Annotated in this window: 17 protein-coding genes; 11 read left to right on the forward strand and 6 right to left on the reverse strand. The window is 61.2% G+C overall.

The annotated features are described in order from the left end of the window. The 3 genes from FX982_RS17360 to FX982_RS17370 all read left to right on the forward strand — a co-directional run bounded on the left by FX982_RS17360 (window position 1) and on the right by FX982_RS17370 (window position 3383). The gene (locus FX982_RS17360; RefSeq protein WP_122538364.1) at window positions 1-636 is read left to right on the forward strand and encodes a 2-dehydro-3-deoxy-6-phosphogalactonate aldolase; all 636 of its coding nucleotides are present in this window, start codon (window positions 1-3) and stop codon (window positions 634-636) included. Between the two features lie 82 nt (window positions 637-718). Further along, window positions 719-1867, forward strand: coding sequence for a galactonate dehydratase (dgoD, locus tag FX982_RS17365; protein WP_065986272.1), 1149 nt, complete (start codon window positions 719-721; stop codon window positions 1865-1867). 202 nt (window positions 1868-2069) lie between these two features. Further along, window positions 2070-3383 carry an MFS transporter gene (locus tag FX982_RS17370; RefSeq protein WP_172611776.1) on the forward strand — a complete coding sequence of 438 codons (1314 nt, stop codon included), beginning with the start codon at window positions 2070-2072 and terminating at the stop codon, window positions 3381-3383. Window positions 3384-3662: 279 nt separating this feature from the next. Here FX982_RS17370 and FX982_RS17375 read toward each other — a convergent pair whose 3' ends face one another. From FX982_RS17375 to FX982_RS17390, 4 genes are all read right to left on the reverse strand, one after another. Continuing rightward, window positions 3663-6773, reverse strand: coding sequence for an autotransporter domain-containing protein (locus tag FX982_RS17375; RefSeq protein WP_172611777.1), 3111 nt, complete (start codon window positions 6771-6773; stop codon window positions 3663-3665). 151 nt (window positions 6774-6924) lie between these two features. Continuing rightward, window positions 6925-9927, reverse strand: a complete 3003-nt coding sequence (gene eprS, locus FX982_RS17380; protein ID WP_172611778.1) for an autotransporter serine peptidase EprS — start codon at window positions 9925-9927, stop codon at window positions 6925-6927. 719 nt (window positions 9928-10646) lie between these two features. Further along, the gene (locus FX982_RS17385; RefSeq protein WP_172611779.1) at window positions 10647-10847 is read right to left on the reverse strand and encodes a helix-turn-helix domain-containing protein; all 201 of its coding nucleotides are present in this window, start codon (window positions 10845-10847) and stop codon (window positions 10647-10649) included. Between the two features lie 259 nt (window positions 10848-11106). Beyond that, complete coding sequence (locus FX982_RS17390) at window positions 11107-12126, reverse strand: metallophosphoesterase (protein WP_254074814.1); 1020 nt, start codon at window positions 12124-12126, stop codon at window positions 11107-11109. Window positions 12127-12366: 240 nt separating this feature from the next. Between FX982_RS17390 and FX982_RS17395 the strand changes: the two genes are divergently transcribed. Next, a complete protein-coding gene (locus FX982_RS17395) occupies window positions 12367-13170 on the forward strand; it encodes an IclR family transcriptional regulator (protein ID WP_172611780.1) in 804 nt (267 codons plus the stop codon). A gap of 214 nt (window positions 13171-13384) precedes the next feature. Further along, entirely contained in the window at window positions 13385-14089 is a 705-nt protein-coding gene (locus FX982_RS17400) for an AlgP family protein (protein ID WP_172611781.1), read from the forward strand. 46 nt (window positions 14090-14135) lie between these two features. Here FX982_RS17400 and FX982_RS17405 read toward each other — a convergent pair whose 3' ends face one another. Next, a complete protein-coding gene (locus FX982_RS17405) occupies window positions 14136-15188 on the reverse strand; it encodes an NAD(P)-dependent alcohol dehydrogenase (protein WP_172611782.1) in 1053 nt (350 codons plus the stop codon). A 177-nt stretch (window positions 15189-15365) separates the two neighbouring features. On the opposite strand from FX982_RS17405, the gene FX982_RS17410 reads away from it, so the two are divergent. Then, entirely contained in the window at window positions 15366-16271 is a 906-nt protein-coding gene (locus tag FX982_RS17410) for an AraC family transcriptional regulator (RefSeq protein WP_172611783.1), read from the forward strand. A gap of 202 nt (window positions 16272-16473) precedes the next feature. On the opposite strand, the gene FX982_RS17415 is transcribed toward FX982_RS17410, so the two are convergent. After that, window positions 16474-18138, reverse strand: coding sequence for an electron transfer flavoprotein-ubiquinone oxidoreductase (locus FX982_RS17415; RefSeq protein WP_172611784.1), 1665 nt, complete (start codon window positions 18136-18138; stop codon window positions 16474-16476). Window positions 18139-18699: 561 nt separating this feature from the next. Between FX982_RS17415 and FX982_RS17420 the strand changes: the two genes are divergently transcribed. From FX982_RS17420 to FX982_RS17440, 5 genes are all read left to right on the forward strand, one after another. Continuing rightward, the gene (locus FX982_RS17420; protein ID WP_065986283.1) at window positions 18700-19449 is read left to right on the forward strand and encodes an electron transfer flavoprotein subunit beta/FixA family protein; all 750 of its coding nucleotides are present in this window, start codon (window positions 18700-18702) and stop codon (window positions 19447-19449) included. Continuing rightward, complete coding sequence (locus tag FX982_RS17425; protein ID WP_122538382.1) at window positions 19449-20378, forward strand: electron transfer flavoprotein subunit alpha/FixB family protein; 930 nt, start codon at window positions 19449-19451, stop codon at window positions 20376-20378. Before FX982_RS17420 ends, FX982_RS17425 begins: the two co-directional genes overlap by 1 nt. Before the next feature lie 130 nt (window positions 20379-20508). Beyond that, a complete protein-coding gene (locus tag FX982_RS17430) occupies window positions 20509-21330 on the forward strand; it encodes a substrate-binding periplasmic protein (protein ID WP_438826335.1) in 822 nt (273 codons plus the stop codon). 21 nt (window positions 21331-21351) lie between these two features. Next, window positions 21352-21705: a DUF4398 domain-containing protein gene (locus tag FX982_RS17435; RefSeq protein ID WP_172613090.1), complete on the forward strand. Its 354-nt coding sequence runs from the start codon at window positions 21352-21354 to the stop codon at window positions 21703-21705. Next, window positions 21702-22517, forward strand: coding sequence for an OmpA family protein (locus FX982_RS17440; protein ID WP_172611786.1), 816 nt, complete (start codon window positions 21702-21704; stop codon window positions 22515-22517). The genes FX982_RS17435 and FX982_RS17440 overlap by 4 nt, the downstream gene beginning before the upstream one ends. Window positions 22518-22519 lie beyond the last annotated feature (2 nt).

Below are 22519 nucleotides of genomic sequence, written 5' to 3' on the forward strand. Positions count from 1 at the left end.
ATGCTCAAGCAAGCCCTCGTGCAAAACGGTCTGGTCGCGATTCTGCGCGGCCTGCGCCCCGAAGAAGCACCGGCCATCGGTGATGTCCTTTACACCGCCGGTTTCCGCGTCATTGAAGTGCCGCTCAATTCCCCGCAGCCGTACGACAGCATCCGCCTGCTGCGTCAGAGCCTGCCCGCCGATTGCCTGATCGGTGCGGGCACGGTGTTGACGCCGGAGCAAGTGCGTCAGGTCAAGGAAGCGGGCGGTCAGGTCATCGTCATGCCCCACAGCGATCCGAAGGTGCTGCGCGCGGCCAAGGCCGAAGGCCTGTTCCTCTCTCCGGGCGTGGCCACACCGACCGAAGCCTTCGCCGCGCTGGCCGAAGGTGCCGACGTGCTGAAGATGTTCCCTGCCGAGCAGATGGGCCCGGCGGTGGTCAAGGCCTGGCTGGCGGTGTTGCCGGCCGGCACGGCGTTGATCCCGGTCGGCGGCATCACCCCGGACAACATGAAGGTGTTTCTCGACGCCGGGGTCTCCGGTTTCGGTCTGGGTTCGGGCTTGTTCAAGCCGGGCATGAGCGCCGAGGACGTCGCAAAGAGCGCCAAGGCCTACGTTGAAGCCTGGAACCAGCACAAGCCAGCAAACAACCAGTGAACCACCCGCTCGTTGCGCCATCGAGGCTGTGTTTTTAAACAAGTGCGCCAACAGCATGTGTTTTGAATAAGAGAGACAAGACATGAAAATCACCAAACTCACGACGTACATCGTTCCGCCGCGCTGGTGCTTCCTGAAAGTCGAGACCGACCAGGGCGTCACCGGTTGGGGCGAGCCTGTGGTCGAGGGCCGCGCCCACACCGTGGCCGCAGCGGTTGAGGAACTGTCCGACTACCTGATCGGCAAAGACCCGCGCAACATCGAAGACATCTGGACCGTGCTCTATCGCGGCGGCTTCTACCGCGGCGGCGCCATTCACATGAGCGCGCTGGCAGGCATCGACCAGGCGCTGTGGGACATCAAGGGCAAGGCGCTGGGCGTGTCGGTCAGCGACTTGCTGGGTGGCCAGGTGCGCGACAAGATTCGGGTGTATTCGTGGATCGGCGGCGACCGTCCGGCGGACACCGCACGCGCGGCAAAAGAAGCAGTGGAGCGAGGCTTCACCGCGGTGAAAATGAACGGTACCGAAGAGCTGCAGTTCCTCGACACCTTCGACAAGGTCGATCTGGCCCTGGCCAACGTCGCTGCCGTGCGTGATGCCGTGGGCCCGAACGTGGGCATCGGCGTCGACTTCCACGGTCGCGTGCACAAGCCGATGGCCAAGGTGCTGATGAAAGAGCTGGACCCCTACAAGCTGATGTTCATCGAAGAGCCGGTGCTCAGCGAGAACTACGAAGCGCTGAAGGAACTGGCGCCGTTGACCAGCACGCCGATTGCCCTGGGCGAGCGTTTGTTCTCCCGTTGGGATTTCAAGCGCGTGTTGAGCGAAGGCTACGTCGACATCATCCAGCCGGACGCTTCCCACGCGGGCGGCATCACCGAAACCCGCAAGATCGCCAACATGGCCGAAGCCTATGACGTAGCGCTGGCGCTGCATTGCCCGTTGGGCCCGATCGCGCTGGCCGCGTGCCTGCAACTGGACGCCGTTTGCTACAACGCGTTCATTCAGGAGCAGAGCCTGGGCATTCACTACAACGAAAGCAACGACCTGCTCGACTACATCAAGAACCCCGAAGTCTTCGACTACGACAAGGGCATGGTGAAGATCCCGAACGGACCGGGCCTGGGCATCGAGATCAACGAAGAGTACGTCAAGGAGCGCGCCGCCATCGGCCACCGCTGGCGTAACCCGATCTGGCGCCATGCCGACGGCAGCTTTGCCGAGTGGTGATTGACCCACGGGTTTGATGCAAATTCAGCGTTAAACCCGATTCGCGAGCAAGCTCGCTCCCACAGGAACTGTGCCTGACCCTGATGTCGAGGGCGCTGACCCTCACGTGGGAGTGAGCTTGCTCACGAAGCGTTTCGCTACTCGTCCACACACGAAACACATAACGCCAGACCTCAGATAACCATAAAAAGAGGCACTTCCCTTGCGCACACAGACCGCAACCCAGGCGCGAGCGACCACCGCTACGCCGACTCGTAAACGCTTTTTCATCATGGTGCTGCTGTTCATCACCGTGGTGATCAACTACCTCGACCGCAGCAACCTGTCCATCGCCGCGCCCGCACTGACCAGCGAGCTGGGCATCGATCCGGTGCACGTCGGCCTGATCTTCTCCGCGTTCGGCTGGACCTACGCCGCCATGCAGCTGCCCGGCGGCTGGCTGGTGGATCGCGTTCCACCGCGCATTCTCTACACCGTGGCGCTGGCGCTGTGGTCCATTGCGACCATTTTTCTCGGCTTCGTTGGCAGCTTCATCGGCCTGTTCATTTTGCGCATGGCCGTCGGCGCGCTGGAGGCCCCGGCGTACCCGATCAACAGCCGCGTCGTCACCGCCTGGTTCCCCGAAAAGGAGCGCGCCACCGCCGTCGGCTTCTACACCTCCGGCCAGTTCGTCGGCCTGGCGTTTCTGACCCCGGTGCTCGCCTGGCTGCAGACCCGCTATGGCTGGCACATGGTGTTCGTCGCCACTGGCGGCGTCGGCGTGCTCTGGGCGGCGATCTGGTACATGGTTTACCGTGAACCCCGTGATTTCAAAGGCATCAATCAGGGCGAGATCGACTTGATCAAGGAGGGCGGCGGCCTGGTCGACATGCAGACCGACGCCTCGAAACGCAAGAGCGGTTTCAGCTGGCAGGATCTGGGCATCGTGCTGACCAAGCGCAAGCTGTGGGGCATCTACCTGGGCCAGTTCTGCCTGAACTCGACGCTGTGGTTCTTCCTCACCTGGTTCCCAACCTATCTGGTGAAATACCGCGGCATGGACTTCATCAAGTCCGGCCTGCTGGCGTCGCTGCCGTTCCTCGCGGCCTTCGTCGGCGTGCTCTGCTCGGGGTTCTTCTCCGACTGGCTGATCCGTCGCGGTTACACCGTGGGTTTCGCGCGCAAGACGCCGATCATCGCCGGTCTGCTGATTTCCACCTCGATCATCGGCGCCAATTACGTCGACTCGACCCCGCTGGTGATCGCTTTCCTGGCGCTGGCCTTCTTCGGTAATGGCCTGGCGTCGATCACTTGGTCGCTGGTGTCGACCCTCGCACCGGCGCGGCTGTTGGGGCTGACCGGCGGGACGTTCAACCTGATCGGCAACCTGGCAGCGATTGCCACGCCGATCGTGATCGGTTTCCTGGCGTCGGGTGATTCCTTTGCGCCGGCGATCACCTACATCGCCATTCTGGCGCTGCTCGGGGCGCTGTCTTACATCCTGTTGGTGGGCAAGGTGGAACGCATCGAGTTGTGATGGCTCTGTCGATACGTAATGAGGGACGGCCATCACGTGCCAGGTGACGGACGTTTCCTGAGAAAGGCATGGAAGCGGCTATGCCCGGGTAAGACCGGGCTTTAGAGGGTGTCTGCATCAAAGAGAGCAGCCTTTCGAGTTCGCTGTGTTCCCCATGCTTAGGCGCTCCGCTGGATGGCTACTGAACCGGTTGGAGGGAAAAAAAACGACCCTCCAGACGGTTTTTTAGTATCTGGTGAGAGCACCAAGCTGGCGCAGACTTTCAGGCAGCGCTAGAGGTTAGAACTGCCAATTCAGCGACAGGCCGACGCCGTGGGTTTTATCCCGGGCGCCCAGCAGGCCGTTGTAGTCCAGATCGATCCGCGCATCCCGGTTCAAGACAAGGCTGGCGCGGGCGCCCACGACGGCGGCGTCCCGGTCCATGGACACGCTTTGCACGGCAAAGCTATTCACCCCGCTGGCAAAGGCCAGGTGCTGCTCGGCCGAGGTATCGCTCAGGTTATGCTGCCAGCCCAACGTACCTGAGACGTCCAGTTTCTGGGTATCGGTGAGGTTAAACCGGCTACCGGCACGCGCGCCCAGCGTGGACAGCACCGTGTCGCGGGTGTCGTCATCACCCTTGAGCGCCGTGTCGCCTCCTTTCTCCGTAAAGCTGTCGCTGTCGAAGTGCACATAGGCCAGGTTGGCGAAGGGCTCCAGCGCCAAAGGCTGCAGGTTGAGGCGATAGGCCGCTTCGGTGAACACCTGGGTCGATTGCGCGTCGCGCTTGACCTTCAGGCGGTCGGCCGAAGTACCCAGTTGCACGTCTCGCTTGACGTCAATGCGGTGCCAGCTATGGGATGCACCTGCGGTCAGGCGCAACGCCCCTTCCTCGTGGCCAATGTACGCACCCAGGTGGTAGCTATCGGCCGAGGCGCTGGAATGGGTGTCGTCACCCATGCCTAACGAGGTATCGCTGTAACCGACCATGGCGCCCAACCGGGTGTGCTCAGCCACCAGGCCGTCCACACCGGCGAGCAGGCCGCCCAGGGATGAGGTTGAACTGGCGCTGTCGCTGCTGCCGGCGTTCTTGCCCCAGGCACCCAGGCCTTTCACCCACAGGTTGTTGCCTTCAACGCCCGCCGCAGGCTGGTCGTACAGCCCTTCGACGCGCAGGCGATCACCTACGGCATCGCGTACCTGGCGGCTGTCGTTGATCAACTGAGTGGTGATGGCCGGATGCACTTCGCCGGACAACTGGGTGTAGGCACGCCGGGCGGTAGCCGCATCAGGGCTCAACAGCAGCTCTTCGTACACCGCGTTACCGGCACCTAATTGCTCGGCGGCCGCCGCTACGTTGGCCTGGTTAGCGGTTTGCGCGGCGCTGGCGAAGCTGTCCCCGTTGCGCTCCAGGGCCAAGGCAACGCCCGTACCGCTGTAGGCCAGGTTGCCATCCAGGAAAGCGTAGTTATCCAGCACCGTCCCGAACTGGCCCTGCACGCCGCCAGCGGCTTGCAGCACGCTGAACGGCCGGCCGATCAGGCTGTTGACCTCGCTTGTGGTGAAGCCGGCGCCGTTTTCCAGCGAGAGGGCCATGGTCGCACCGCTCACCGTAGCCTGTCCGCCGGCGATGATGCGGTCGCTGCCAGCGGGCGACAACTCCACCGCATACACAGCGCCGGGCGCCAGGTTAAGGTCCCCCGCCACCTGTAAGGTGCCCACGGAATTGCCCGGCGCAACCGTACCGCCACGGTTGGCAGCAAGGGACGCGACCCGGCCGTTGCCGCCCAGTATGCCCGTGTCGTTGACGGTCACCGCCGAGGCCAGCGAACCATTGACCGCCAGGCGCCCTTCATTGACCAGGGTCGGGCCGCTGTAGGTGTTGGCGCCAGTCAGCACCAAGGTACCGATACCCAGCTTGGTCAAGCCGCCATGCCCGGCTATGTCATTGCTCCACACGTCCCGCCCGCATTGTGGCCCGCTGCAGAGGCGCTGGGTCGGTTTACCGGCATCGACCACCGCGCCGGTGCCCGGCAGGTTGGCAACGAACTGGCTGTCGCCATAGGCGCCACTGATACGAAACTCGGCGGGAATATCCGCCTCGGTGACGAACATGCTCGGGCCGTTGACGGCCTTGCCCAGGTTGATCATGCCCCAGCCATACAGTGCGTCCACGCCAGGCGCGCCGAGGTCGGTGGCGGTGGTTTTCAACACGTCGGCCACCTGTGCGCCGGTCATGTAGGGGAAGCGCTCCATCAGTACTGCCATGCTGCCCGCGACATGGGGCGCAGCCATGGAGGTACCGTTTTTGTTGACCCAGCCCACGGTCAGGTCTGCCAAGCTGGTGCCGTTGAGCACGGAGCTGTAGATCCGCGTGCCTGGCGCCGACACGCAGAAGCTGGCCGTGTAGCCGCAGCGAGAAGAAAAGGTGCTCAAGGTGTAAGGCGTGGCGCCGGCGGCCGTGGCGTTCGGGTTTTGCTGCAAGGCAGCAACCGTCAGCCAGTTGGGGGCGATCTCTGGCACGAAATACCCTAGCCCGGCCATGGCGTCCGGGTTGTTCAGGTTGTAGTCGTTGCCTGCGGCGAAAATGGTCACCACGCCGCTGCGCGCAGCATCGATGGCGCCCTGGTAAGCGCCCCCTGGGCGAGTGCCGAGGATCTGTTGGATCTGATTGAACTGCAGCTGCGCATCCTGAACGGTAAAGTGCGGAAAGGCCGGGTCGCGACCGCCCTGGTCAAAGCGGTCGGTAATGCCAATGCCCCAGCTGTTGTTGATGATGCGCGCGCCACTGCTGACCAATGCGTTCCAGCCAGCCTGGTAAACCGCGCCGTCGTTGCCCAAGACAATGCCGTCCTCCGGGCCTGGGTCGCCGTTGTCGGCGCTGATGATCTGGGCGTTGAAGGCCACGCCGTGCATGGGCCCGCCGTCTCGGTTGCCGCCAGCGATGCCACCTACGTGGGTGCCATGGTTACCCAGCCGGCCGTTGGAGTCAGGGGTAGGGGTGCCATCGTAACGAAAGGCATCGCCGGCCTTCACCGGGATATAGGGGTCGGTGTACTCGCGAATGCCACTGGTTACCAGGTTGATCACTTTATCCGGGCTGGCGAATTCCGGGTGCGGTGCGTACACCGGCTGATCGAAAATCCCCAACTTCACGCCTTTGCCGGTGTAACCGGCCGCGTAGGCCTGGTCGGCGTTAATCGCGCCCAGCCCCCATTGCGCAGTGAACTCCGGGCTGCGCCAACTGGCGACATTCCCGGCCTGGCCGGCTTCTACGTAAGGCGCAGCCTCGGCTGCACCGAGGGTGGCCAGGTAACAGGCCAGGGCGCCGCAAGAAGCGCGATGGGCTTGCCGAATAGCGTGCCGAATGGAGCTGACAGCAAGCTGTCGAGTGGTGGATGGCTTTTTCATAAATACAACTGTCCTTAGTTAGCGCACACAAAACCCCGCGCGAATGCCGTCTTGGCATCCGCGTCGTTCTTTTTCCAACAATGGGTAGGTTGAAACATTCAACTTCAGGAAAGCGGCGGGCGAAGGCGTGGCTCGCTGTGCCGCTTTGCTCTTAGAACTGCCAGTTAAGGCTCAAGCCGATGCCGTGGCTTTTTTCACGGCTGGCCAGTTGGCCGTTGTAGTCCAGGCTGACGCTGGCCTCACGGCTCAGCGCCATGCGGGCATGGGCACCCACCAGGGCCGCATCACGCACCAAGGGCGAGCTTTCGATGCCAAAACGACTGCCGCCTGCCGCAAAGGCCATGTGCTGCTCTGAATCGGTATTGCTCAGGTTGTGCTGCCAGCCCAGGCTGCCGGAGAGATCCAGCTTCTGATGATCATTGATTGCGATGGTTTTAAGCGCCCGTACACCCAGCGTGCCGAGCACGGCTTCACGGGTATCGCTGCCGGATGCAAGCGCTGCGGCATCTCCCTTCTCGGTGAAGCTATCCGTGCCAAGGTGCACATAGGCCAGGTTGGCGAAGGGCTCAAGCACTGCGGGCTGCAACTGAATACGGTACGCCGCTTCGGTGAATACCTGTGCGGTCTGCGCATCGTGTTTGGTTTTCTCCCGGCCACTGGCGCCGCCGACTTGTACATCGCGCTTGCCGTCGATCCGGTGCCAGCTGTAGGCACCGCCGAGGGTCAAGCGCCAGGCGCCGATCTCATGGCCCAGATAGGCGCCCAGATGGTAACTGTCTACCGATGCACCGGAATGGGTGCCCGAGCCCATATTGACCGAGCTGTCACTGTAGCCGCCTATCAGGCCAAGGCGCGTGGCTTCGCCTACGTCGCCGTCGACACCCGCCAGCACGCCGCCAATGGACGAGGTATAGCCCGCCGTATCGCTACGGGAATCGGTTTTGCCCCACGCGCCCAAGGCCTTGAACCACACATTGTCTTGCGGTGCCGTATTGGCGTCGGGACCGAACACGCTGGCGCCCAGACGCTCGCCAACGGCATCACGCACATAGCGGCTGTCGTTGATCAACTGGGTGGCGACTGCCGGGTAGATCTCGCCCGACAGCTGCTGGAAACTTTCCCGGGCCGAGGCGGCACTTTGAGCGAGCAGCAGGTTTTCATACACCGCGTTGCCCGCCCCCAATTGCTCGGCGGCCGAGGCCACGGCTGCCTGGTTAGGGGTTCGCGCCACGCTGTCGAAAGCCGCCGTGCGCTCGATATTCAGCGCGACGCCGTTAGCGGCGTAGTCCAGGCGGCCGCCGAGGAAAGCGTAGTTGGAGGTGACCGCAGCAAACTGCCCGTTCACACCATTGGCGGCTTGCAACACGTTGTACTGGCGGCCAATCAGGGTTTGGCCGGGCGTGGCATTTAATGGTAGCGGCGTTGGGTCCAGGGCCAGGGCCATGTTAGCCCCCGACACCGTGGCACTGCCGGTGGCCACAATGCGGTCACTGGTCGTTGGCGAAAGCTCTACCGCGTAGGTTGAGCCCGGCGCGAAGGTTAAGTCACCGTTCACCCGCAAGGTGCCGATGGAGTTACCGGGCGCAATCTGCCCGCCGCTCAACGCGGTGAGGTTACCGACCTGGCCATTGCCGCCTAGGGTGCCCTCCGCATTGACCTGCACGGCGGACGCCAGGGAGCCATTGACCGACAGCACACCACCGTTGACCTGGGTATCGCCGCGATAGGTATTGTTCCCTTCAAGGATCAGTCGGCCCGCGCCGGACTTGATCAGGCTGCCTTGATACTGGCGCTGAGCCGCTGCCGCTGCACGGGCGCTGCCCACGGCGTAGTCGGTCTGGTCCTGTTGGCTGGCGGTGCTGGCCACGCCGTTCTGCCAACCTCTGCTGACCAGGGTTTGCTGCCAGGCGGTCTGTTCAGCAGTGTCCTCGGCCTGACGCTGGATCAACGCCTGATCAGAGATACCGTTACTCCAGACATCGGTTTGGCCGGCGCTCAGGTTGGCGTTGAAGGTCCCCAGCAACTGCCCTGGGCCGCGCATGGCCCGCTCCAGGTTGACCACACCCCAGCCCACAGTGCCATTGGGCGCCTGGGTGACCGAACCATCGAGCTGGGTCGCGGTGGTGAGCAGCACCTGCAAGGCCTGCTCGTTGTTCATGTACGGGTAGCGCTCCATCACCAGCGCCAATGCGCCCGTTGCATGGGGCGCGGCCATGGACGTACCGGACTTGAGCGCATAGCCGCCGCCAGGCACGGTGCTGTTGATCAGCCTCCCGGGCGTGGTGATGCACCAATATTTGGCAATGCCGCACTGGTTGTAGCGCTGGGCATTGGCGCTATCCAGGCCAGACACCGCCAGCCAGTGGCCTTCCAGGTCTGGCTCGAAATACGGCAGCGCAGAACGCACACTGGCGTTGGCATAGCCGGTATTGCCAGCACTGAAGACGTTGATCACGCCCCTGCGCGACACGTTAGCCGCTTCATCCAGCCAAGTGCCCCGGTTGTAATGCTGGGCATAGGCAGCCTGCACGCCTTTCAACGTCGCGTAGGTCACATCCGGCGGCTGGCTACCCCAACTGTTGTTGATCGCCCGCACACCGGCATCGGCCAGCGCGCCATAGGCCGCCTTGAAGTACTGCGGATCCGGGCTCGGGCCGAACAGGAAGCTGTCGCTCTGGTTGGTGTTGGCCACATAGAGTTGCGCGTTGTACGCCACGCCATGCATGCCAACGCCATCCCGGGCCGCGCCCATGGTCCCGGTCACGTGCGTGCCATGGGTGTCGTTATTAGGGTTGATGGCACCCGTGATGCTAAAGGGCGAACCATTTACGTAGGTGCCGTTGGCCGTTACCGCATGGTAGCGGGATGGGCTGGCTTCGGGATGAGAGGGGTCGAATCCTGAGTCCATCGCGCCGATTTTTACCCCGCTGCCGGTGATACCGGCAGCATAGGCCTGATCAGCCTGGATACGGCCCAATCCCCAGTCACTCTGAAATTCTTCCGAGCGCCAACTGGCCGCGTCACCTAGCTTCCCCTGTTCTGCATAGTCGGCATAAGTCGAGCAGCCAAAGGTTAAAGACAACGCGCAAAGTGCGGTAGTGGTTGCGGGTTTAACGGAATAACGGACAGCATTGGACGGCTTGAACCTTCGCATCCCTGCACACCTTTTTTATTTGTTAGCTCCCTAGTGAGCGCCGTAAGAAAATAGTCCGCTGCGCAGGGGATGGCAACTTATTTGTTTCAAATTTGATACAAAGCCAATGGCATGAAATCACTCGGGTAATAGGCCACAAGGCGCTGTGATGAGGCATCTAGACGGAGCAGGCACAACTAAGGTGCAATGTGGAATAGTGGCATTTTAGTTCCAGTGTCTAGAAGGTGGCGCGTCTTTAGTTGGCTTAGCTTGTGGGTTTGGCGACCTCCGCAGTCGCATGTCTACGCGGGATGAGTAATAGAGAGGTATTCAAGTAATAGATCGCGGGAACTTCTGAGCCACTACTTAGCCACGACGCAAGATAGACTTCTGGCTCAAGGGACTTCGCGCTTACCCCGCGGCACTTTTGAATTTACAGAAATGGTCTTTAAGTGCAAAAGTGCCAAAGACTCCCTTGGCGCAATGATTACGTTCGCGCAATTTCCCGCAGTGCTGGTCACAGCAAACGATACGTCGTATGCAACCAGCGAATACACCGCAAGCGAATGGCAAATACACCCTGGATTATGGGGTAGCGCCCCATTGTTATGCCGACCGAGCAATCACAAGACGCGCCACAATGTTCAACGAGTTGTGGCGTGCAAGGTCAGCCATCGATGATCCATCACCTGTTCCAAGTCATCAGTCGTGCCTCCGCTTGTAGTTGGGCACCTGGATGCTTACTCGCCGCCTGCTGTCTCTTTGAGTTTTTGTAGATCGAGAATTGTGATAGCGCTGTATCGAACAACCAATAAGCCCTGCGTCTCCCAAATTTTCAGCTGGCGGTTGATGCTCTGACGAGAAACACCAAGCTGTTGCGCAATTTTTTCCTGGCTCACTTTCAGGCAGTAGCCGCCGTCGACATCTGAACGTTTGATCAATGAAGCGAGTCGATGTGAACATCAACAATCCCGTCAGAGGTAGGCATGCAGCATCTTGCCTTGAATGATTAAACCGGCCGCCATCTATGGGCCAGCAGGCCAGCAGGCCAGCAGGCCGGCAGTGGGGATGCACTTGTCGATTAGCTTCGCCGGCACCGGGCACTGGATCAGTGCTTCGCACTGCCGGTCGGCCCGTTTGCCACGAAAAGGACCGCAGGGCAGATCCATGGATACTGTCGGGAAGCAATAGCTCTCGCGTCTAGGAGAACAGCCTGTTCAGTAATCCTTCAATGTGCGTTCCTTCGTATCCAGACCGTAATTCTTCGAGCTTCATGACCCTCCGCTCCCCGCCAAGCAGGCTGAGCCCGTGGAGCTCATTCAAGAGCTTCTGAGACGCTTCGACCTCAGGCTGCAGTGCAAGCCAGGCAATATTCGCCCGACCCGCTAAACCTTCAGCCTTACGACTCAGGCGTTGGGATTCGATTAGCGTGCCAGCACCCAATGTGTTGTTGAGTTCTGCCTGCGTGCGCTCTAGATCGTTAAGCAACTCCGTGAAAACTTCAGCTTGGTCAAGCGCCACGGGAAGACCGTCGACATAGAGGGTATCGTCCTGGACGCAGTAAATTCCCAAAGGCCCGTCGCCGCCTCCGGTGCAATCCAGCGCGAGCACGTTCCCGAGGCGTAACGGCTCTGGAATCCATGTGTGACCCGTGCAAACACGCCAAACGCCGGCGACGCCTTGACGGTAATGTTTTTTGATCCGCTCTCGCCCCCAAAGGGCTATTTCTTCGACTTGCGCGTTGTCGATATCGTTGACGAACCGCTGCCAGGACAAGCCTCTCGGTACATCCCCGTGTATAACGCCGACGACCCCCAGGGGTGATTCGATCTCGATGAGGGTAGGGAGGGTCTCAAGCTTGACGATGATCATTTCTTTCGACTCATCGGCGACGGTTGCCCACCAACCAGCACCATGAGAGCCATAACGAGCATCCGGGTTTTCACGGTAAGCCCGAATCAACATCTGTTCATGGTTACCCATTACGGTGAAAAACCACGGCTCGCCCAAAAGCTTAAGCCCATCGAGCACGCCCGGGCCGCGATCAATGAGGTCGCCGACGCCGATGACTCGGTCAGTCCTGCTGTCAAAGCCGAGTTTGTGCAGGCCTTTGTACAAGTCGGTGGTTTTGAAGTGAATGTCACCTACGACAAAGTCACGGCCATGGTGATTTTGCGAAAGTCTCAGAACCTTTTGCCTCATGCCTGCGGAATCCTTCATCAGCGAAACTGCTTAATTATCTGCCCTGGGAAGCGTGCTACCAAGGTGAATCTTGGGGAAAATGCGATGGTCTTCGAGCGTGCGTACGGCGCGTTGTCCGACATGCTGTTGGTGGGCAAGGTCGAGCGCATCGAGTGAGTATGACCCTGCGCCGACGCCGAGCAAATTCTGCGCAGCGCTGGCAGGCTTCAAGGCTGGCGACGATAATGTCGCCGGTTTTCTGATTCGATAAGGCGCGCCATGCAAGATGCATCCGACACCGCCGTCACTGGCAAAGACCCTGCACCCACCGGCACGCAAACGCTGATTCGCGGCCTGGGCGTGATTCATGCGGTCGCCAGCGGCGCTCGCGACCTCAAGGAAATCGCCCGGCTCATCGGCACCACCCGCAGCACCACGCACCGGCTTGCCAGTTGTCTGGTGGAGGAACGCTACCTGCGAGTGGTGCCGCAAACCGGTTATCTCCTCGGGCCCAGGTTGATCGAACTGGGGTTCCAGGCCCAGGAAGAAGTGCCGCTGCTGGTGCTGGCCAAACCCTTTCTCGACCAATTGTCGGCGCTCACCGGCGACACTGTGCACTTGGCAATGCGCGATGGCGACGAGGTGCTGTACCTGCACAAGAATCCCGGCCGCAATGGTCCGGAGATGCGTTCGCGGGTGGGCCATCGCATGCCGCTGGCGCGCACCGGCATCGGCAAGGCGCTGCTGCTGGACAGCCCGGAAAGCGAATGGCAACGGCTGTATGAGATCAGCGTGCCTACCACTGGCAAAAACCCGCTGTGGCCGGCCCATGAAGAGCAGACCTGGGAGCAGGTGCAGGCGCGCATGCGCGAGTACGTGCAGGGCGGTTATGCGTTCGATCTGGAAGACAACGAACCGTCGATCCGCTGCGTGGCCGCGCCGGTGCGTGATGCCAGCAAGCAGATTGTCGCTGGCATCAGCATCGCCAGCACCGTGCCCTACATGCCATTGGAAAAGATGGCCGAGCTGGTGCCGGTGATCAAGGACGCCGCGGCACGGTTGTCTGCGGAGTTGGGTGGCTAGCGTCTAGATGAGCAGAGCAGGGGATAACGGGCGAACTGTTGAAGCAATCGACGGCAATCACCCCTGTTGAAATCCTGGAAAGCGCCTGCTGGTGAAGCGATCGATAAAGGGGCTCGTGATCGACCCAACCATAATCCCGGCCCGCGGTCTTAACTGTTCAGACGCCATTGGCCGACCGGCCAGGGCACATGCGATTCGGGAAGGAGAGGCTGGTATGGCGAATAAACAAAAAACTGAGCTCACACCACTGCAGCTGCTTCAGGAACTGGCCACAATCTTGCTGGAGCATTTTGAGCACGCCTGTGGGCAAGCCCTCGCCGGGGCTGAAAAGAAGCTCGCCAAGCTCGAAAAGAAACGCAGCAAGGTGGAGAAGAAGCTTGGCAAGCAGCGGGACCGTCTCGACTCCACGCCAGCCGGAAAACGCAAAAAACAGATGAAGCTGCGGGCCACTATTTCACTGCTGGAGACAGCTTTGGTTGACATGCAGCGCCAGGCTGATGAAACCCGGCACTACATCCGCGACTTCAAGCACGACGTCCACGTAAGCCTGGCGTTATTGCAGGGCGTGGGCGAGGTGCGTGAAGCTGCCAGCGAAATGCTGCGCCAGCGCGAGCTCGGCCAACTCGAAATCAGCGGAGCTACCTCGCCAGCCGCACAAACGGAGGTGACCGCCAAGTCTGCCGTGAAGCCTTCGCCTGCGGCTCGCCGCGCCACGAGGGAAGCCACAGCACTGAAAGCCATGGCTAATGCGGTGGTCGCCACGCCTACGGTGACGGTGGTCAAGGGACGGAAGCATGCACCCAGCGAGGTTGCACCATTGGCCCACGGGGTCGCCGAGGCCAGCGCTGCGCCCGAGCCGGATGAGGCGCCTCATGCTGAATCGGCGCTCCAGCCGGAGTGGCTTGAACGCTCGCGGTAGGGGTGTCGCCGTTCGCCCCGCATTGCGCGCGGGGCGAACCCGTGGATCAGGCCTTCAACGTGGCCATATCAATCACGAAACGGTATTTCACGTCACCGGCGATCATGCGGCTGTAGGCCTCGTTGATGTGCTTGATATCGAGCATCTCGATGTCGCAGGTGATGCCGTGCTCGGCGCAGAAATCCAGCACCTCCTGGGTTTCGGCGATGCCACCGATCAGTGAGCCCGCCAGCACGCGACGCTTCATCACCAGATTGGCAGCATGCAGCGCCGGGTCCACGGGTTCGATCAGGCCGACGAGAATGTGCACGCCGTCAAATCGCAGGGTTTCGAGGTAGGGGTTCAGGTCGTGCTGCACAGGAATGGTGTCCAGCAGGAAGTCGAAATGGCCAGCAGCGGCTTTCATCTGCTCGGCATCCGTCGAGACGATGACGTGGTCGGCACCCTGACGACGACCTTCTTCGGCCTTGCTCGCCGAGCGGGTGAACAGCGTCACTTCCGCGCCCATGGCCTTGGCGAACTTGATCCCCATGTGGCCCAGACCGCCCATGCCCAGCACACCCACTTTGTCGCCAGCCTTGACGCCGTAATGCTTGAGCGGCGAATAGGTGGTGATGCCGGCACACAGGATCGGCGCGGCAGCGGCCAGGTCGAGTTTCTCCGGGATACGCACGACGAAGTGCTCGCTGACCACGATGCTGTTGGAATAGCCACCCATGGTGTTGCTGCCGTCGACGCGGTCCGGAGTGGCGTAGGTCATGGTCGCGCCTTCGAGGCAATACTGCTCGAGGTCGCGGGCGCAGGCTTCGCACTGACGGCAGGAATCGACCATGCAGCCGACGCCGACCAGATCACCGACTTTGTGCTTGCTGACGTTGGCGCCGACTTCGGTGACCTTGCCGACGATCTCATGGCCCGGCATGAGGGGGTACACGGCGATGCCCCACTCGTTGCGCGCCTGGTGGATGTCGGAGTGGCAGACGCCGCAGTAGAGGATCTCGATGGCCACGTCGTCCGGCCGCGGGCTGCGGCGGCTGAACGTCATGGGGGCGAGGGGGGTGGTGGCGGACTGGGCGGCGTAACCGATGGCTGTGTACATAAAGAACCTCGCAAAACGATGACAGTTGAGGCGGTCCATTCTCCTCACGCAGCGCATCGTCGGCCATGGTCATTCCTCCGCCTGTCATGCCTGATCCTCCGGATTTGATCGATCGAGTAGGGCTTCGCGCCGCTGATCTGCGATGATGGCGGTGTCAAATCCTCCGTACGGCTGCCCATGTCTCCTCTCTCCCATTCCGACGCCAACGCCGAGTTGGTCTCCCTTATCAAACCGCTGGCGCCGCGCCCGGGTTTCGTCGACACCCGAGTGCCGGGCGTGCAGGCGATGTCCTGGGAGTATTACGTCGCGAGCAGCCCGCAGATCTATGAACCGAGCCTGGTGATCATTGCTCAGGGCAGCAAGCTCGCGCGCCTTGGCCCGCGAACCCTGGAATACGGCGCCGGTCATTATCTGGTGCAGGCGTTGTCGGTACCGTTCATGTGCGAAACCTTCGCGACGGCCGAGGCGCCGATGTATGGCGTCGCCGTATCAATTGATCGGGCTCTGTTGGGTGAGCTTGTTCAGACCATGGGCGAGGCGCCGAACGTCAAGGTCAAGGCGCAGACGCCGGAGTCCATGACCTCCGCCGAGCTGGATGCGCCGATGCGCGAGAGCGTGGAGCGGTTGCTGCGCTGTCTGCACGATCCACTCGACGCGCAAGTGATGGGCCAGGCCCGGGTCAGGGAAGTGGTGTATGCCGCATTGCGCGGTCCGCAAGCCGGGGTGCTGCGTGCGCTGGTCGAGCAGACCGGCCACTTCGCCCGTATCGCGGCAGCGTTGCACTACCTGCGCGACCATTACGACGAGGCATTGAGCGTCGAGGATCTGGCCCGCTGCGCCAACATGAGCGCTTCAACCTTCCATGAGCATTTCAAACGCAGCACGCTGCTGTCACCCGTTCAGTACTTGAAGCGCGTGCGGCTGCTCAAGGCTCAACAGATGCTCATCGGCGAAGGCATGGGGGTGGCACAGGTCGCGCACAAGGTCGGGTATCAGAGCACCTCGCAATTCAGTCGCGAGTACAAACGCTACTTCGAGCGCAATCCGGGGGAAGAGGGCGAGAGGCTGAAAATATCAGCGTGAGGGTGGTTGTTGAAACTTACAAGCTTCCCGGGAGTAGGACCGGTTTCAGCCGGAAAGAGGCCAGTGTGCACACCTTTAATTTTACGCTAAGGCCGCTGGCGTCTTCCCGGCTAAAGCCGGTCCCACTGAACACGCGCAGTGTCAGTAGGACCGGATTCAGCCGGGAAGCTTGCAGCTCAAAGCTTGAAGCTTGCCGCTTCCCTTACATATTGGGATAGGTCGGCCCGCCTGCGCCTTCCGGTGCTACCCACGTGATGTTCTGCGATGGATCCTTGATGTCGCAGGTTTTGCAGTGGACGCAGTTCTGCGCGTTGATCTGGAAGCGTTTCGCGCCGTCTTCCTGGGTCACCACCTCGTAAACCCCTGCCGGGCAGTAACGCTGCGCAGGCTCGTCGTACTTGGGCAGGTTGACGCTGATCGGGATGCTCGGGTCCTTCAGCTTCAAGTGGCAGGGCTGTTCTTCTTCGTGGTTGGTGCCAGAGATGAACACCGAACTTAGCTTGTCGAAGCTCAGCTTGCCGTCGGGTTTCGGGTAGTCGATCTTCTTCGAGTCGGCCGCCAGCTTCATGCACGCATAGTCAGGTTTGTTGTCGTGCAGGGTGAAGGGGATCTTGCCGCCGAACAGGTTCTGATCGATAAAGTTGAAGGCGCCCCCGAAGATGGCGCCGAACTTGTGAACCGCCGCGCCAAAGTTGCGGCTGGCGAACAGCTCTTCGTGCAGCCAGCTGGCTTTGAAACCTTCAACGTAGCCGTTCAGCGCATCGCCACCCTCGTTGCCGGCAAACAACGCATCCGCCACTGCTTCAGCGGCGAGCATGCCGGACTTCATGGCGGTGTGGCTGCCCTTGATCTTGGCGAAGTTCAGGGTGCCCAGGTCGCAACCGATCAGCGCGCCACCGGGAAAGACCATCTTCGGCAGCGAATTCAGTCCGCCCTTGCAGATGGCCCGAGCGCCGTAACTGATGCGCTTGCCGCCTTCCAGGTATTGCTTGAGGACCGGGTGGTGCTTGAGGCGCTGGAATTCATCGAACGGCGACAGGTACGGGTTGGCGTAGGACAGATCCACGATCAGCCCGACCACGACCTGATTGTTTTCCAAGTGGTAAAGGAACGAGCCGCCGGTGTTTTCAGTGCCCATGATGTCCAGCGGCCAACCGGCGGTGTGCACCACCAGGCCTGGCTGGTGTTTGGCCGGATCGACTTCCCAGATTTCCTTCAGACCGATGCCGTAATGCTGGGCGTCGGCCTCACTGTCGAGGTTAAAGCGGTTGATCAGTTGCTTGCCGATGTGACCACGGCAGCCTTCGGCGAACAGCGTGTACTTGCCGCGCAGTTCCATGCCGGGGGTGTACAGGCCTTCTTTCGGATTGCCTTCGCGGTCAACGCCCAGGTCGCCGGTGAGAATCCCGCGCACCACGCCGCTTTCATCGATCAGCGCTTCCTGAGCCGCAAAGCCCGGGTAGATTTCGACGCCCAGGTTCTCGGCCTGCTGTGCCATCCAGCGGCACAGGTTGCCCAGGGAGATGATGTAGTTGCCTTCGTTGTGCATGGTCTTGGGAACAAATGCCCCCGGGACTTTCTGGCTGGCGTCGGCACCGGTCAGCACATAGATGTCGTCGTCTTTAACCGGGGTGTTGAGCGGGGCGCCGAGGGCTTTCCAGTCAGGGAAGAGTTCGTCGAGGGCTCGGGGTTCGAACACCGCGCCGGAGAGGATGTGGGCACCGACCTCGGAGCCTTTTTCCACGACGCAGACGCTGATTTCCTGACCGGCGTCAGCGGCTCTCTGTTTCAGGCGGCAAGCGGCAGACAGCCCGGCGGGCCCGGCTCCGACGATGACGACGTCGAACTCCATAAATTCGCGTTCCACAGGCTATCTCCTACTCAAGGCTCAACGGCGTATTTTTAGACGTATTGTTATAGATGGCTAAAACCGACACCGGGAAGGTCGTTCACCCGGGTGTCATCGTGAAGGCGCGCATTATATCTACACCACCTCGCAGGTCCAATACAAACGTTTGTTTGAATCGGCCGAAACCCTGATAAATCATGGTGAGGCGGCTTGTGACTGGCGTTTATGTCGTATTGACCCGACCAGACGTTGCGGTCAAGATACGGGCGGTTTTGCACTCGGCCCAGCTGGCTGTTCGCCTCGGCTGCCGGTACAAACCCGTTGGCAGCAGAACACCGCTAAAAGCAACGTGAGCATCGCCCCCGCGCCACCTTCAGCCCCACCCCGGCGGCGCGCTGCAGTTTACACGGGCGATCAGCGTCTGGCTTGGATTGCCGCTGTAGCGTCGCCACTTTTGCTGACATCAGCGTTCGGCAACCGCGAATACGTTGTTTTCACAGGTGTTCTTTACACTGACGAGTACCCATCGCCGGGCATGGCCTGGCGATTTTCTTTTCACCGGAGAGAAACGAGGAATCCATGAAGGTTCTTGTAGCTGTCAAACGAGTGGTCGACTACAACGTCAAGGTTCGCGTCAAAGCGGACAACTCCGGCGTCGATCTCGCCAACGTTAAAATGTCGATGAACCCCTTCTGCGAAATCGCTGTAGAAGAAGCCGTGCGCCTGAAAGAGAAGGGCGTTGCGACCGAGATCGTTGTCGTTTCCATCGGTCCGACCACGGCTCAGGAGCAACTGCGCACCGCGCTGGCACTGGGTGCCGATCGCGCCATCCTCGTAGAATCCGCTGACGAACTGACCTCCCTGGCCGTGGCCAAGTTGCTCAAGGCTGTTGTCGACAAAGAGCAGCCGCAGCTGGTCATCCTCGGCAAGCAGGCAATCGACAGCGACAACAACCAGACCGGCCAGATGCTGGCTGCGCTGAGCGGCTATGCTCAAGGCACGTTTGCCTCGAAAGTCGAAGTCTCCGGCGACAGCGTCAATGTCACCCGTGAAATCGACGCCGGCGCGCAGACCGTCTCTCTCAAGCTGCCGGCCATTGTCACCACCGACCTGCGCTTGAACGAGCCGCGCTACGCGTCGCTGCCAAACATCATGAAAGCCAAGAAAAAGCCGCTCGAAGTGCTGACCCCTGATGCGTTGGGTGTTTCGATTGCGTCCACCAACAAGACCCTGAAGGTTGAAGCTCCGGCTGCCCGCAGTGCAGGCATCAAGGTCAAGTCGGTTGCTGAACTGGTCGATAAACTGAAAAACGAAGCGAAGGTGATCTGATGACGACCCTGGTTATCGCTGAGCACGAAAACGGCGCAATCGCTCCCGCCACCCTCAACACCGTTGCCGCGGCTGCCAAGATCGGTGGTGACATTCACGTTCTGGTCGCGGGCCACAACGTCGGTGCCGTTGGCGAAGCTGTTGCAAAAATCGCAGGCGTGTCCAAGGTCCTCGTGGCTGACAATGCGGCCTACGAACACCAACTGCCGGAAAACGTCGCCCCGCTGGTCGTCGAGCTGGCTTCGGCCTACAGCCACGTGCTGGCTGCTGCAACCTCCAACGGCAAGAACATCCTGCCGCGTGTGGCCGCCCAGTTGGACGTCGACCAGATCTCCGAGATCATCTCGGTTGAAAGCGCTGACACCTTCAAGCGCCCGATCTATGCGGGCAACGCCATTGCGACCGTTCAGTCGTCGGCCGCCGTGAAGGTCATCACCGTTCGGGCTACCGGCTTTGACGCCGTGGCAGCTGAAGGCGGTTCTGCGTCGGTTGAAGCCGTCAGCGCAGCTCACGATGCGGGCAAGTCGTCTTTCGTCAGCGAAGAGCTGGCCAAGTCCGACCGTCCGGAACTGACCGCTGCCAAGATCGTTGTTTCCGGCGGCCGCGGCATGCAGAACGGCGACAACTTCAGGCACCTCTACACCCTGGCTGACAAGCTGGGTGCAGCGGTCGGCGCTTCCCGCGCGGCCGTCGACGCAGGCTTTGTGCCCAACGACATGCAGGTCGGTCAGACCGGCAAGATCGTCGCGCCACAGCTGTACATCGCGGTCGGCATCTCCGGCGCGATCCAGCATCTGGCAGGCATGAAGGACTCCAAAGTGATCGTCGCGATCAACAAGGACGAAGAAGCGCCAATCTTCCAGGTGGCGGATTACGGCCTCGTCGCGGATCTGTTCGAAGCGATCCCTGAGTTGGAGAAGCTGGTTTAATCCACTTCCCTGACTTATAAAGAGAACCCGTTCGTTCGGGCTGCCGCAAGCGTGTTCACTTGATGAACCAGCGCTCAAGCAGTCGGATCTGACGGGTTTTTTTATGGGCTGAAAAAAGGACGTCGTCATGTTGTCGCCAAAGCAGACGCTGGCTTCACTGCTGGGCGGGTTGCTGTTGCTGCCGTCGCTGGCCTGGTCTGCGGGCAAGTGTGACCGGCTGATTGTCACCGGCAGCCCGGATGCGCCGCCGTACCTGTGGCGCGACCCGCAGGACCCCAAACACCTGATGGGCGCCAATGCCGACCTGCTCAAGGAGGTCGCGCAGCAGGTCGGCGTCAAGGTCGAGCTGCTGTATGGCGGCAAGCGCAGCCAGGCCCTTGAGGAAGTGCGCACCGGGCGCATGGACATGCTCGCCGACACGCCGCTCAACAGCGCCGAGCTGGAATCCCTGGACTTTATCCATCCGCCCATCGCCCAGAACGACATCATGGTCTGGACCCGCAACGGCCACGAGCAGCCCTTCAACTCACTGGCCGATCTGCAGGGCCATACTGGGGCCATGTCTGAGAAGACCCGGGTGACCGCCGGATTCGATCAGGCGATCAGGGCGCAGTTGACGCTGGAGAAGCAGGCCAGTCTCGTTCAGGCGTTTCAGAAACTGGCGGCGGGGCAGGTCGGATTTGTCCTGGCGGGCCGCTACGCCGGGATGGCCGTGACCCAGGCGCTGGACATCGCCAAAGACCTGCAAACCCAGCCCGCGGTTCTTGATCATCCGGGGTTTTATCTGGCGTTGTCGTTCAACTCGGCCTGCAACGATCCATGGCTGCGCGGACAGCTGGCGAAAAAAATGACAGAATTGGCGGCTTCCGGTCGCTCCGGTGAAGCCGTCACGCGCAATCTGGACCTGTGGAAAAACCAATTGCAGCAGTCCGGCAATGCCCTCCATCAGTAGGAATGTGTTTTGAGCTTTCTCTTGAAAATCCAGCCTGTATTCGGCGCTGTCGTGCTCGCCGCCCTCGTCGGCTGTGCCAACGACCCGGCGCCCACCGAACAACTCAAACTCACCGAACAGGCTGTCGCCCAGGCCACTGCAGTCGGTGCTACGGATGAAGAGGCGGACCTGGTGACAGCCCAGGCGAAGCTGACCCAAGCTCGCGCCGACATGGCGGACAAGTCCTACAAGGATGCGCGTATGCAGGCCGAACAGGCCGAGCTGGACGCGCGTCTGGCCGAGGCCCGAGTATTGACCCAGAAGAGCGAAGCGCAGGTGGCTCAGGTCAACACCCGGCTCGAGCGTCTGCGCAAGCAGTTGGGGGCCAGCCAATGAATGCTGTCGTGCGAAGCCTCAGTCTCGGCCTCATGCTGGCCAGTGCCGGTCTTGCGGGCTGTGCCGGCCACCAGAGCAGTGAGCAGTCATTGCAGGGTGCCATTGCCGATTACCAGAAGGTCAAGGAAGACACCAACGTCCTGCGCAGCGCGCCGAAGGATGTCATCCGCGCCGGTGAATTGCTCGGCCGGGCCGAGCGCCTGTCGAGCTATATCGGCAGCGCTGACGACGTCAGCCATTACGCGTACTTGAGCAGCCGTTACAGCGCCATCGCCCGGGAGCACAGCAAGCTGCTGTTGAATCAGGAAAAGCTCGCGCGACTGGAGCTGGAGCGTCAGCGCCTGCAGCTGGCTTTGCGTGAAGCCAAGCTGGCAGGTGCCCAGCAACAAGGCAAGTGGGCGGAAGATCAGGTGATCAGTCTGTCGACACAGCAGAACGAGCGCGGGCTGGTGATGACCCTCGGCGACATGCTTTTTGATACCGGCCGCGCCGAACTGAAAAGCTCGGCCAACCGCACGGTGCTGAAGGTCGTGCAGTTCCTGCAATTCAATCCAAAGCGTGTGGTGCGCATTGAGGGCTACACCGACAGCACTGGCGATGCTCGGGAAAACCTTGCACTGTCGAAGGACCGCGCACAGGCCGTTGCTGACGTGCTGTCTGATCTGGGCATCGAGGAAGACCGCATGCAGGTTGAAGGTTACGGTGATCAGTACCCGGTGGACGCCAACACCTCTGAAAGCGGCCGTGCACAGAATCGCCGTGTCGAAATCGTCTTCTCGGACGACAAGGGACATTTGAGCGCGCCTCGCTAAGG

This window comes from Pseudomonas graminis, assembly GCF_013201545.1.
GTDB lineage: Bacteria > Pseudomonadota > Gammaproteobacteria > Pseudomonadales > Pseudomonadaceae > Aquipseudomonas.

What these genes read in the sequence shown, in the direction of transcription:
- dgoD (WP_065986272.1), top strand. Translation starts at nt 719, where the DNA reads ATGAAAATCACCAAACTCACGACGTACATCGTTCCGCCGCGCTGGTGC.
- eprS (WP_172611778.1), bottom strand. Translation starts at nt 9,927, where the DNA reads ATGCGAAGGTTCAAGCCGTCCAATGCTGTCCGTTATTCCGTTAAACCC.
- FX982_RS17425 (WP_122538382.1), top strand. Translation starts at nt 19,449, where the DNA reads ATGACGACCCTGGTTATCGCTGAGCACGAAAACGGCGCAATCGCTCCC.
- FX982_RS17400 (WP_172611781.1), top strand. Translation starts at nt 13,385, where the DNA reads ATGGCGAATAAACAAAAAACTGAGCTCACACCACTGCAGCTGCTTCAG.
- FX982_RS17375 (WP_172611777.1), bottom strand. Translation starts at nt 6,773, where the DNA reads ATGAAAAAGCCATCCACCACTCGACAGCTTGCTGTCAGCTCCATTCGG.
- FX982_RS17360 (WP_122538364.1), top strand. Translation starts at nt 1, where the DNA reads ATGCTCAAGCAAGCCCTCGTGCAAAACGGTCTGGTCGCGATTCTGCGC.
- FX982_RS17410 (WP_172611783.1), top strand. Translation starts at nt 15,366, where the DNA reads ATGTCTCCTCTCTCCCATTCCGACGCCAACGCCGAGTTGGTCTCCCTT.
- FX982_RS17440 (WP_172611786.1), top strand. Translation starts at nt 21,702, where the DNA reads ATGAATGCTGTCGTGCGAAGCCTCAGTCTCGGCCTCATGCTGGCCAGT.
- FX982_RS17395 (WP_172611780.1), top strand. Translation starts at nt 12,367, where the DNA reads ATGCAAGATGCATCCGACACCGCCGTCACTGGCAAAGACCCTGCACCC.
- FX982_RS17390 (WP_254074814.1), bottom strand. Translation starts at nt 12,126, where the DNA reads ATGAAGGATTCCGCAGGCATGAGGCAAAAGGTTCTGAGACTTTCGCAA.
- FX982_RS17420 (WP_065986283.1), top strand. Translation starts at nt 18,700, where the DNA reads ATGAAGGTTCTTGTAGCTGTCAAACGAGTGGTCGACTACAACGTCAAG.
- FX982_RS17405 (WP_172611782.1), bottom strand. Translation starts at nt 15,188, where the DNA reads ATGTACACAGCCATCGGTTACGCCGCCCAGTCCGCCACCACCCCCCTC.